The following is a 12,373-nucleotide window of genomic DNA, read 5'->3' on the forward strand; positions in this document are numbered from 1 at the left end:
TTTGGAGCTTTGAACAGTGGACAAGAATTGAGAAAAACACGATCAGCGAGCCCGTGGGTGGTGCATTACTCAGCATTCGTTTTATTTGAGTTAGGTCACAGGGTCGAAGCCTGTGCCACAAAGCTGATAGCTGATAGCTGATAGCTGATAGCTGATAGCTGACCCCGATTCCCGATTCCCGATTCCCGTTCCCCTCCTGGGAGGGGTTAGGGGTGGGTTCCGATTCCCAATTCCCAATTCCCGATTCCCGATTCCCGATTACAGCCAATTTCCCACTAAAACATAGGCTCCCCAGAACAATGGAGCTTTATAACCAGGTTCTTTTAAGAGATTAACTTGAGCACGGCGCAAGGCTTCAGCTTTGGTAACCGTTGCGCCAGAAGCAGCTAATTCTTCGTAAAAAAATGTCATCAGTTTAGCGGTAGATTCATCATTAATGAACCATAGGGAAGCCAGAGTACTCCTTGCTCCTGACTGAATTGCTACCCCGGCCAATCCTAAGCTAGCACGACTATCACCATCGGCAGTTTTACAAGCACTCAGCACTAGTAATTCAATTGCTTCTAAACTATTGTCACTTCTGTTCTGGATGACATTGCTTAAATCCTTGATATTGATTCGTTTATCCCACGCCAGCAGAAAGGTCTCCTCTGGTACTGAACTAAACTGACCGTGAGTGGCTAAATGCACCACGGGAAATGGCACCGAACTGATTAACTCTTGCCATTTCTGACTGGTAAAGTCTTGATTGAGCAATTGCTGACTGGGAATTTGGGATTTAATTTCTGCTAATTCTGTTTTAACATTGGGTAGGTTAGCGAAACCTTGATGATCAGCCAAATCCTCGCGCATGTCTGACAGTCCAAAGGCTAAGGCATTTAACTCAACTTGAGCTAAGGGTTTGGGCTCCAGTAAATTCAAACCAGGAATGAGTGCGATCGCATAGCCTTTTTCTACTATATACTGTTCACCATCATGAAGGGTAGCCATGGGAACATTGCGAAATCCACCATCAAGAACAAATACTAAGGTTTTAACTTGATTGGCTTCGAGCAACCCTTCCGCCGGTCGAATTAACCAGTCATAAACCTGTTTGGATAAAGCTAGACTGTCTTTAGAAATAAAACGTTTTTCTAGCTGTATACGCAAACTTTCTAAGGTTTGCTCAAGTTTAGCTTTAGGTAAAGCAGTGGTATAGTGAATAAATTCTCCTGATTTTGGTAATTTCACGATCACCGCTAACCGGTCATCGAGAATAATCGGATAGACTAATGCTGCACTCGGATCGATTTCCTGCTCGGCCAATTCCACAATGTCAGAAAGGTTACACCCCAGAAAATTCTCAATTTGGGCTAGCTGGAGAGAGTCAATTGCTTCGGTAGCTTGCTTGAGCTTGTTATCTGGGATCCGGTTATCTGGGATCCGTTTATTTGCGATCGGTTCAGCGGTTTGCTCGTCCTGCAAAAGTAAATCGACTAATTCTCGATAGACTTGCTCAACATTTTCCCGAAAGGAAAACTGCACATCTGAACTGAGAGCCAGTAAATCTTGGCGGATAGAATCTAGGGTTTTGACAGTGGCTTCGTAAGCAGTGATTGCTTCTTCAGTTTTTCCCAGAGCTTGATAAATTCGTCCTAACTGCCATTGCCATTGATAGGCAATGTCATCGGCTTGAATCCCTTGAGCTAAGGTGAGGGCTTTTTCGGTAAATTCTTGAGCTTGATACCATTGCTGAGTTTGTTCATAGAGCTGACCCAGGGTACCGAGGGCATAGGATTCGGCTCGTTTATCGTCTAAAAGTTGAGCCTCTTGGAGAGCTTTGACTAAAGTATGGGCAATTTCGTAAGGCTGAAGGATAAAGGATGACCGCTGAAGATTGTCTTGATGCTTGTTCGATTTTAGATCATAGGTGATCAGACTTTCCACAAAATTGATTTGAGCATAGATTGCTGTTCGACTAGCTGGTAATTTAGTAATCTCGCTGTTGAGTAATTCCTTGACTTGGTCATTAATTTGAGATTTCACGTCTTGGATATTTGGAGCTTGATTATCATTATTATATTCATTTTTTAAGGTCTCTAACCAATTGTGGTAATCAATGAGTAGACTTAATCGCTGTAGTTTTGGTTCAATGTCTAAGCTGGTTGAAGCTGATAATTTGCTTGACTCTTGAAGAGATTCTTGATAGTATTTTATAGCATGATTAACCTGAGCAATAACCTGTTGTTTAACTTTTTTTTGCTCAGTTATCAAGTTGGTTCTGGTGTATAATTGTTTATAGTGGTTGTACCAAGAACGTTCTGTATCCCCCAAACTCAGTAATGTCTCTCGTTTTTCTAGAGGAGGTTGAGCTACTTTCAAACTTGCCTTAAGCACTTGCTGAGAGTGGTTCAAATCCCCGAGGAGACGGAGAGTATTCCCAAGGCTACGTAAGCCAAGGATTTTAATCTGGGGATCAGGGGTTTGTTGAAAGGTTTGCAGCACCGTTTCAAACCGTTCTTGATTGGACAAATCGCAATTATTGTCCAGCTTTAAGGCTTGTAATAAGGTTTTACAGGTGCGACGGTAAAGTCCTAAGGCTTCCATCGCTTGGGCTTGATTAATTAGGGTACCTGTAATGCCAATGTCATCCTTTAATTGTTGATAAATCTCAGTAGCCAATTGCCAGGCTTCTAGAGCAGTGTCTGGTTGTCCTAAGGCTAATTCTAAACTACCTAAGGTGTTGAGAGCTTGGGCTTGGATTTGCTGGTAGTCTGGGGTATTGCTGAGATCTGCTCCTGTCTCTAACAGGCTGAGGCTAAATGCGATCACATCTTCCGCATCAAACCACTGTTGCAGTTTCTGGTAAGCCAAGGACAGATAACTCAATGCCATCGCCTGATGTAGTATATCCCCTTGGGATTCATAGGCTTGTGCCGCTTGTTCCCAAGTGGTTGCTGCTTGATTAAACTGACCTTTGGTGTAGAATGCTCTGCCTTGTTCCACTAAATCTGACGCTGACCAATCTTGAGGAATTGGCTTAACAGTGCTGGGATAGGATAAGACCGGGAGGATGCCAATGGGGAGAACTAAATTTAGGAGAAAAAAAAGTAGGGCTTGGGTGCCAACTCGGGTCGCGCGAAGCATAGGGACGCTAAATCTAGGGTTTCTATTAAATTATCTCTTGAATAGAGTATGACGTTTCATAGTAAGGCTGAGGTATATCTAAATTTTTGTCATTTGAAACAGGCAAGATGCCTGTTCCACGCTGCATCCCGATTCCCGATTCCCTATCGCAGATAACAAGACCTAGACACCTGCCTAAATCCATCCGGTGTCACGGTAGTTGGATATGCAGTAAGAAAGATATTGCCCTCAGCATCAATCATGATGCCTTGAGCTTCTATAATTCGTTTTGGCTTAGGGGTAGTGGGGGGCTGAACGGGGGGCTTCACCAATGCAGTCCGGGAGCGATACCGTCCACGGGGAGTGGGACGGCGTATATCTTCCCAATTGCTATTGCTGCTGATTTGACCTGGGCGAGGGGGTATGCCGCCACGTCCAGTATTGATCAGACTACTGCCAGTGCTATTACTCGGTTGACAACGCTGGTCAAATTGAGGCTGGGCTGGGTCCGTGGGTAAGCTGTTGGGCTCCCGCTCCAGGAAGTCATCGATGGTGTTGATGGTCACCACACCGTCTGTCTGACCAGAGGCATCTATATCATTGGTGCCATTGCCTGGGATAGCTTTGCGCTCTTCAATATCACCAAAAATGCTGAAGGCATTGATCCTGATATTACCCCCTTGACCCATTGGAGCATTAGCAATGATATCGCTACCATTATCACCAGTTGGGGGAAAAGCAATCAGAAATGGATTATTATCAATCGTGATGTTACCTCCGTTAGCTTCTAAAGCCTGTGCGGAGATCAGACTTTCGTTTTTGAGCTGTATTAAGTCTGATACGTTTAGTGTGATGTTCCCTCCTGATACTTGATTATTATTATTGGCAGTTTCAGCGAAAAGTTTTCCGTTGTTAAGCAACAGGGAATTAGCATTAATTCTTAGATCGCCTGCTACCCCTTTGTTACTGGTTACGGTGATTATCCCTTCATCTTCAACCTTGAGGGAATCACTATTGATGGTGATATCACCGGCTTGACCTGTCTCACTGGTTAGGGTTATTATCCCTTCATCTTCAACCTTGAGGGAATCACTATTGATGGTGATATCACCGGCTTGACCTGTCTGACTGCTTACGGTGATTATCCCTCCATCCTCAACCTTGAGGGAATTAGTATTGATGGTGATCGTACCAGCTTGAGCTGTCTGACTGCTTACGTTTATTTCTCCTCTATCCGCCACTTTCAAGGAATCAGTCTCGATGCTGATTTCACCAGCTACACCACTGAAATTGCCTGAGCTGCTAGACACTAAACCACTAGCAAGGTCACTATTAGTGGGACTAACTCCAGATATAGTAATCTGATCAGTAGCATTGACTGTAATGGTGCCAGCATCTGCTGCACGATCAGGTAAGGATTCCGGAGATACACCAAGATTTAGTTGGCCCAGTAAGAAGTGACTAGTAATGCTTTCACGGGATAAGGCTTCGTCATAGACTGCGACTTCATCAATCACACCATTGAAGGGTTGGTTGAATCCTCCGTTACCCCTCGTCCAATTCCCGATCAAGACACGGGGGTTTTGACTTTCAAAAGCACCTTGGTTGTTACTGATCACTTCCCGACCATCCACAAAAATGGTGTTGGTGTTGGAGTCTTGGTCATAAGTAGCTACAATGTGATACCAAGTATTTGGTTCAATGATGTTCCCTGGTGTTTCCAAGTCATCGGGAAAGTCACCAAAACGGACAGACCCGTTACTGGTCACTCGGAAATATAGACTGTCACCGTCACCATCGTTTCGGTTATTGCTTGGATGTATCCCAACATAGGATTGCTCTTTTAGTTCGTCTGGCTTGACCCAGGCTTCTACGGTGAAGGCTTTATTGCTGATATCTAATTCCGACCCTGGTGCAATAATACCAACATCCACAGCATCATTGTTGCCATCAAATTCTCCTGCTGTGCCTGATATTCCTGGAACTCCCTGAGTTACACCATTCCTGTAAGTACCATTGAAGCCATTGCCAGAACTGTCAACAGCCGTTATCGAAGTAGTTTCGTCTAAACGCCAGTAGGCTACTGGCTGATCTCGTTGCACAATATTCTGATAGGACTCAGAAGTTAGAGCTGCTTGACTTACACCGAAGGTTCCTGCTTCCACCCGCCCACCATTAATAAGAGATAGGGAGGAAGTAGTGATATTAATATCTCCTCCATTACCAGTAGCTCCCTCTTCTACACGGGTCTGAATGACTGCATTATCAACAGTTACTGTATTGCTACCGGTTAAGTTTATATTTCCACCTTTCCCATTGCCGCTGGTGCCAGCACCTAGCCTCGCACCATCAGTCACTTCAATGGAGTTAGATTCAATTATAATTGAACCACCGTTGCCCTCTATTGTCCTAGGTCCTACACCAGTCAATATCCGACTAGGTTTGTCATTCATGCCCACGCCGTCTATTAAAACCTGGTCACGAACCTTAATGATCACATCACCACCATTCCCCTCGCCTGCAGTACCAGATGCTAACCTGGCACCTCCAGTAATCGCCAAGGAACCTTCTTCAACTGTGATCTTGATCTGGCCACCATCCTTCTTGCCATCCGAGAGAACATCACTAACTATGCCACTATTTGTATTTGCTCCAATCAACTCGCTGAATCCGTCAACTAAAACGCGATCGCGAGCTATTATTTCCACATCACCCCCTTTTCCTTGGCCACGGGTGTTGGAAATTACCACAGCACCGTTGGTAAAGGAAACTGACCCAGCTTCAATAAATACGTTGCCACCGTCACCCTCTGCTTCAGGTCTAACTCGACTGAAGATAATACTTGAAAATGTATCCCCGTCTTCATTCCTAGCAGCGCCATCAAAGATAACTTGATCCTCAGCAATAATTGATATGTTGCCAGCATTTCCTATGTCATTGATTTCAGTACTTACTTGACCGCCATTGGTCACAAAAACTGACTTTCCCTCTATGGTAATTGCACCACCCTCACCTTCAGCTTTTGATTGGTTGCTAGACTCTCGATCCGGACCGACCCGAGAGCGCAAACCGCTCGATATATTCCCATTACTTGCTATCCCGTCAATGGTAACTGTATTGCGAGCTTTGATAGTTATCTCGCCTGCATCTCCTTTTCCCAGGGTGTCAGCTACGACTCTAGCACCATTTTTGATAGTCACTGATTTGGCATCAATCGATATATCTCCTGCGTTGCCGATTGCGTCAGCCTCCACTTCGGTCCGAATCGAGTTAATGTTCTTGTCCAGGATAACTTGATCTTTAGCAGTAATTGTTATATCACCACCATTTCTCTCTCCTTCATCCCGTGCTCTGATCCTCGACTCCAAGGAACCATTCTGATTAATGAACAAAGAGCCTGTGGTAATGGAAATACCACCACTATTACCGGTAGCGTTTCTTTCTATGTTGTTGAAAATGCCAGCATTCCTACCCCTTGTTGCTTGCCCTTCTAAGGTAACTGTGTCATCAGCAACAATAGTTATCTGGCCAGCATCACCTGTGCCATTGGTGTTGGCTTGGATTTGACCGCTCTGGGTCAGGGAGAGAGAGCCAGTGCGAATGGTGATGTTACCACCGTTCCCGACCGCGTCTTGCCTAACGAATTCTCCGACGTTACTCCTAATCCTACTAAATCGATTTCCTGTTCTTCCAGACACCGTTACGCTATCACTAGCTTCGATTTCAATATTGCCCCCAGTGCCTTTACCGTTGAGATCAGCACTGAGTCTAGCACCATCAAGGATTGATAAGGATTCGGTTTTAATAGTTATCGTACCCCCCTGGCCGGTTGCCCCACGCTCAACATTAACTGTGGCTTCACTGGAGGCTTCATTTTCATTGCCTCGGCTATTCTTTGCCCTCGGTGCCCCTTCAAATATCACTTGACGAGCCTCGATGTTGATATTACCTGCACTCCCTTCACCCCGGAGCCTAGCATCAAGGACAGCGCTTTCTGTTACTGAGACAGAATCCCCTTTGATGGTAATATCCCCACTTTTGCCTATGCCTCCGTTGTCCAGACGAGATACTAGTTCAGTGCCGTTGTTATTGGCTTCAGTGCCGTTTCTGCCATCGATGGAAACTGCCCCACTGGCGGTAATCGTGATATCTCCGGCATCGGCTTGACTGTTGCTGTTAGTTCGGATCCTAGCTCCTCGGCGGGCGGTAAAGGAACCGGTTTCAATGGTAATATCTCCAGCTTGGCCAGCATTGGAGGTACTGGTGATTATGTCACTATTGTCAAGGGTGATGTCATCAAACGTAATTAATTTAATCTGACCAGCATTACCGGTAGCGCTAGAGGTATTAATGCGATCGCTTATTTCAATCCCGCCTCGATAATCGATAATCACATCACCACTATTTCCGACAAACCCACCGAAATCGTCATCAGTGCGGAGTGTGCCAATCTCCAGCTTGTTACTAGGATTAGATCCGTTCGGTTGATACTGATTGGTTAAGAATACTAGTCCATTTGGTGCTTGAATCGAGATGTCACCAATCGTAATATCTGCACTAGTAGCAGCAGTCCCAAAGTTAGACCCTAAGTTTCCAGTATCGCTATTTCCTGGAAAACCGCCGAGTAATGACCAATCTATGCCAGCACGAATATCTAAGGTAGGTTGACTACTGCCATCAATTACGATAGAGGTTCCGGCTTGGTCAGACAAAGTAACATTAGCCAGACTAGCCAAGAACGGATTGGAATTATTAGGGCTAATGGCATTATCAGCGGTATCGGTAGAGTTAATCTCCAGGTCTCCAACGGTAACACTCCCTCCAGCCAAAATATGTAGTGAGGCTCCGGTATAGTTTCCTAAACTGACATCTCCATTGGCCAGAATAATGGGATCATGGGGACTGAGTAAATTTCCGGGTAACCCATCCAACTGCTCAATACTGAAACTTCCGCCAGCGGTATAGTGAGCATCCCCGGCTACAGGATTATGGGAACGCAACCGTAAATCAGCACCAGCGAATAAACCACTATCGGTATGGTTATGGGCAGCAATATTAATTGACTGATTCCCCTGAATTAGCAGTAAACCTCCGGCATTGGCGATAAAGGGTTGCGCTATACTATCCCTGATGCTAACCGTATCTTCTCCAAACAGAGTCAAATCCCTACCAGCCTCCAGTTGACCCTGTAAATCCAGATTGCCAGCAGCTAGAGTTAAATCTTGTCCTACTGCTAAATTCCCAGCATTTTGAATTCTTGTCCTGGGGTCATATTTGCCATACTGCAATCCTGGGGTTATATTAATTGTTAACAGTGGCGGGGCTTCTGGGGATGTGGCACTAAACTCCTGGCCATCAGCAAAGACCAGGCTATTGGCAGTAGAAGCGAAAAAGGAACCAGCTACATCTAATCTGGCATTGTGTCCAAACACAATGCCATTGGGATTGAGCAAAAACAGATTCGCTGACCCATCTACTCCCAAGGTGCCTAGAATATTGGAGATATTACTTCCAGTTACCCGGCTTAGAATATTCTCGATTCCAGAAGGATTAGCAAAATAAACCCGTTGTAGTTCCCCGACATTAAATTCTTTAAAACTGTGGAATAGGTTAGAACCACGTTTAGCGCCACCTTCGATCACATCCCCGATTTCCCCTCGGACAGTGGTATTAGGTATAACCACAGACCCTTCTGAACCCAAGGTTCCATCTGGAACAATATCGGCTAAGGCATAGTTTCCCGACATGGTTAAGGTCACCCCACCCAGGGCAATCGCCATTGCCCTGGCCCAACCTGCGGTGAGGGTGATCACTGGTTTTGCTGCACCCATATTCAGTTTCAAGTTATTGCTTGAAATAGCTTCGGGATCATTATACCAGTTATTGGTACTTTTTAATTTCGGGAGTCGGGAATCGGGAGTCGGGAGTCGGGAATCGGGAGTCGGGAGTCGGGAGCGGTGCGACCCGTGGCGAATTTAATTCGACGACTGTAAGCGCACCGAGGGAGTCGGGAGTCGGGGGAGAAAGATTTTGTCTGGATATCGTAAGTTTGGGCAATTATCGGGATTTGATGTGACGTACTCCCACACTGACCTTTACAGGTTCAGTGTGGGCTTCTTGCCAACACCACCCAACGGTTCGGTTGCTCGGCAAGCTTTACTTCTGACGGGACGTCCCACCGCCAAATTCAATATATTCCTGGCCGCATTTACATCTCTGTCCTCGGTATATCCACAATGAGGACAAGAATGAATGCGGTCTTTTAGTTCTTTGGGCACTTTTTTGCCACAATTGGAACAGTTTTGACTGGTGTTCCGAGGATTTACTGCTTTCGTTCTCAAACCAGCATTTAAGGCCGTAGGCCACGCTACGCGAACGGCTTTGTTTGACAATATTGACAGGAATTGACCCCACCCAGCATCTAACACTGATTTAGCTAGCTTAGTCCTGGCTAGTCCTTTGATATTCAGCTTTTCATGAGCTATTAGATCGTGGTCAGCTAATAGCTCTTTTGCTGTCTTAAAATGAAAATCTTTTCTAGTATCTGCGACTTTTTTGTGAGCCTTTCCAAGTTTTAGTACAGCCTTTTTTCTGTTATTGCTACCTTTCTTGGAACGGCTCACAGTTTTCTGTATTTTCTTTAATCGCTTTTGGGCTTTACGATAGTACTGAGGAATTGGTACCTCTGACCCATCAGACTTGACCAAGAAGGACTTAAGTCCCATGTCTATCCCGATAGGGTTAGCCACATTTTCTAGTGGTAATATTTCTGGAACTGTGTCATCTTGGATCGAAAGCGTGACGTAATAACCATCAGCCTTTCGAGTTATAGTAGCAGTCTTTACCTTGAAGCCTTCAGGGATAGGTCTGTGATAGATCATCTTAACTTTTCCAAACTTAGGAAGAGTTAAGGTGTTTCCATCTATAGGACTTTTGGACAAACAAGGGAAAGTGAAAGACTTATACCTGTTTTGGCCTTTGAATCTAGGTCTTCCGCTCTTCTTTCCGTTGCAGTATCCTTTTAGGAATCGCTTAAAAGCTAAGTCAACACGCTTTACACAGTCTTGTAAAACTTGAGACTGAATATCAGCGTACCAAGGTCTATCCTTTTTTAATTGAGGAAGGGTTCGTTTCTGTGAAAAATAGTCTGGATTATCCCTTAATTCTGGGACATTACAAATAAGAGGACAAGAATTGATTGAGCAGCGGCTTTGCTCGTACCATCTAAATCTATCAGCCAGTAAGTAGTTGTACTGGTGTCGAAGCATATCTAGCCATTTTTCTACTTTCTGTGCCTGTTCTTTTGTTAGTCTTAGCCGGTACTGATACGCTGCTATCATCGTTGCTGCCTCCTGTTTTTCGACCTATACTTAGTATAGCGCAAGTATTTACAGGTGTCAACGCACAATGAAGGATAAAAATTTGATGATTAGATTGACTGATTTTGAAAAAAGGCAACTAAGACAGGAAGCCGATCGTAGAGGTATGACCAACTCTGAGTTGATAAGAAGCTTGATAGCTCGTTTCCCTGATCCGAAAGAGTCTGTGTAAAATTCATCCCACACCTATGCTACGCATTAGGATGTGGGGCTTCTTTTACCGGACAGCTAACTATGGGATTGGCCAAAGGCCAGGCTACGCGATTGGCCTTTGGCCACGCTACGCGATCGCATGGTTGTTTAACAGTTAGGCTTCCGCAACGGTTAGGTTTCCGCAACGGTTACTATAGTCGATGCGATCGCATAGTTGATTAAATCTCTAGACGTAAGCTATCAGTTATCAGCTATCAGCTATCAGCTATCAAATGTCGGCCTGTGGCCAAACTACTGTTGGCGCAGCGTGCGCGTAGCGCAATCAGTACTTTTGAATAAAATAAGCTGACGGCACCTCAAGTAGCGTGAGCTAAAAGCTGACCGCTGATAGCTGACCGCTGACCGCTGACCGCTGACCGCTGATAGCTGATAGCTTAGGTTGCTGTTACCCACAAGGAACATTCAACGCGCCATTTTTCTTCAGCCATTGGCACTGTTGAGCACTTAAGCCCTTAGCATCAGTAAACACCGCACCTGCTACCTCGCAGTTATAAAAATCAACACCATTCCAAATAGTATTCTCTAAATTAGCGTACTGTAAATCAGCATTTTTAAGATTAATATTAGATAAGCGAGCGCCTTCTAAATTCGCAGAAAATAAAGACGCTTCAGTTAAATCAACATCCTTTAATAAGGCATTTTCCAAACTTGACTCCAGCAACTGAGCACCACGCAAAATCACCTCGGTCAAATCAGCAGCTCTGAGATTAGCAACAATCAGATTAGCAGAGGTTAAATCTGCTCTGACTAAACTAGCACGGCTTAAATTGGCTCGTTCCAAATCAGCACCAACCCACTTAGTATCCATTAAGTTAGCTGCCTCTAAGCTAGCTATATCAAGGCTTGCTCCACTGAAATTAGCCTCAGGGAAATTCACAGCTCCTAAATTCGCCATCTTGAGATTGGCATTGATAAAGGTTATCCCTTTCCCAGTTGCTTCTCTCAAATCAGCCTTTTGCAGCTGAGCTAAGGAAGCCTCAACCCCATCTAGTTTTGCCCCACACAGCTTAGCCTTTGTTGCACAAGCCCCTCGGAGATTCGCCCCCTCCAAACCAGCACGATTCAGTTGAGCTCCTGAAAGTCGGGCATAAACCAGAGTAGCTCCCGATAGGTTTGCCCAGCTGAGATTGGCTTGAGTAAAGTCTGTCTCTTGACAAGACGCTCCCGAGAGATTGGCATTACGTAGGTAGGCATGGGCAAAGTCAGCCTTATCTAGATTCAAGCCCTGTAAATCAATATGACTCAGCTCGGCTTTCTGTAACGACAGTCCTTGCTTAAGTTGTTTAAGAACTTGATTAGTAGTTAATAATGTCATAGATTTAGTTCTATAAAACCTGTAGTCAGTTAGTTTTGTATCTAATTTAACTTTAATCTGACCTCAAATGTAATTATTGCAAGAATATTTTACATAAATGTTTAGGATCCAAAATATACTTTCCACAAAAACAAATTGAGGGTTTGAGGCACTCGATCAGCTAAAGTATCAGGGAGTCGGGAGTCGGGAGCGGTGCGACCCGTGGCGAATTTAATTCGCCTACGGAAAGCGCACCGAGGGAGTCGGAACCCACCCCTAACCCCTCCCAGGAGGGGAACGGGAGTCGGGAGTCGGGAGCGGTGCGACCCGTGGCGAATTTAATTCGCCTACGGAAAGCGCACCGAGGGAGTCGGGAGTCGGG

Annotated in this window: 8 protein-coding genes and 1 pseudogene; 1 reads left to right on the forward strand and 8 read right to left on the reverse strand. The window is 45.1% G+C overall.

Annotation, left to right across the window (positions count from 1 at the left end; genetic code table 11):
• The 5 genes and pseudogenes from LYNGBM3L_RS47430 to LYNGBM3L_RS15265 form a co-directional block, all read right to left on the reverse strand.
• Window positions 1-268, reverse strand: a pseudogene (locus LYNGBM3L_RS47430) (hypothetical protein); the annotation flags it as partial.
• A complete protein-coding gene (locus tag LYNGBM3L_RS15255; protein WP_008184916.1) occupies window positions 259-3,126 on the reverse strand; it encodes a CHAT domain-containing protein in 2,868 nt (955 codons plus the stop codon). The pseudogene LYNGBM3L_RS47430 and the gene LYNGBM3L_RS15255, both read right to left, overlap by 10 nt.
• A 143-nt stretch (window positions 3,127-3,269) precedes the next feature.
• Window positions 3,270-8,936, reverse strand: coding sequence for a two-partner secretion domain-containing protein (locus tag LYNGBM3L_RS38410; protein ID WP_008184919.1), 5,667 nt, complete (start codon window positions 8,934-8,936; stop codon window positions 3,270-3,272).
• A 49-nt stretch (window positions 8,937-8,985) separates the two neighbouring features.
• Window positions 8,986-9,162 carry a hypothetical protein gene (locus tag LYNGBM3L_RS43625; protein ID WP_154659807.1) on the reverse strand — a complete coding sequence of 59 codons (177 nt, stop codon included), beginning with the start codon at window positions 9,160-9,162 and terminating at the stop codon, window positions 8,986-8,988.
• Between the two features lie 38 nt (window positions 9,163-9,200).
• Complete coding sequence (locus LYNGBM3L_RS15265; RefSeq protein WP_008184921.1) at window positions 9,201-10,445, reverse strand: RNA-guided endonuclease InsQ/TnpB family protein; 1,245 nt, start codon at window positions 10,443-10,445, stop codon at window positions 9,201-9,203.
• Between the two features lie 273 nt (window positions 10,446-10,718).
• On the opposite strand from LYNGBM3L_RS15265, the gene LYNGBM3L_RS43630 reads away from it, so the two are divergent.
• The gene (locus LYNGBM3L_RS43630) at window positions 10,719-10,859 is read left to right on the forward strand and encodes a hypothetical protein (protein WP_154659808.1); all 141 of its coding nucleotides are present in this window, start codon (window positions 10,719-10,721) and stop codon (window positions 10,857-10,859) included.
• A 69-nt stretch (window positions 10,860-10,928) separates the two neighbouring features.
• Here the strand turns inward: LYNGBM3L_RS43630 and LYNGBM3L_RS45775 are convergent, their stop codons facing one another.
• The 3 genes from LYNGBM3L_RS45775 to LYNGBM3L_RS45115 all read right to left on the reverse strand — a co-directional run.
• Window positions 10,929-11,090 carry a hypothetical protein gene (locus LYNGBM3L_RS45775; RefSeq protein ID WP_165691803.1) on the reverse strand — a complete coding sequence of 54 codons (162 nt, stop codon included), beginning with the start codon at window positions 11,088-11,090 and terminating at the stop codon, window positions 10,929-10,931.
• Complete coding sequence (locus tag LYNGBM3L_RS15275) at window positions 11,083-12,012, reverse strand: pentapeptide repeat-containing protein (protein ID WP_008184926.1); 930 nt, start codon at window positions 12,010-12,012, stop codon at window positions 11,083-11,085. The genes LYNGBM3L_RS45775 and LYNGBM3L_RS15275 overlap by 8 nt, the downstream gene beginning before the upstream one ends.
• A 160-nt stretch (window positions 12,013-12,172) precedes the next feature.
• Window positions 12,173-12,373: hypothetical protein (locus tag LYNGBM3L_RS45115; RefSeq protein WP_161603171.1), on the reverse strand; the 201-nt coding region annotated here is incomplete at its 5' end.

Source organism: Moorena producens 3L, assembly GCF_000211815.1.
In the GTDB taxonomy this organism is placed as follows: Bacteria; Cyanobacteriota; Cyanobacteriia; order Cyanobacteriales; family Coleofasciculaceae; genus Moorena; species Moorena producens.

Excerpts from the sequence above, each read along its gene's own strand:
- LYNGBM3L_RS15265 (WP_008184921.1), bottom strand. The coding sequence starts at position 10,445 with ATGATAGCAGCGTATCAGTACCGGCTAAGACTAACAAAAGAACAGGCA.
- LYNGBM3L_RS38410 (WP_008184919.1), bottom strand. The coding sequence starts at position 8,936 with ATGGGTGCAGCAAAACCAGTGATCACCCTCACCGCAGGTTGGGCCAGG.
- LYNGBM3L_RS15255 (WP_008184916.1), bottom strand. The coding sequence starts at position 3,126 with ATGCTTCGCGCGACCCGAGTTGGCACCCAAGCCCTACTTTTTTTTCTC.
- LYNGBM3L_RS15275 (WP_008184926.1), bottom strand. The coding sequence starts at position 12,012 with ATGACATTATTAACTACTAATCAAGTTCTTAAACAACTTAAGCAAGGA.
- LYNGBM3L_RS43630 (WP_154659808.1), top strand. The coding sequence starts at position 10,719 with ATGGGATTGGCCAAAGGCCAGGCTACGCGATTGGCCTTTGGCCACGCT.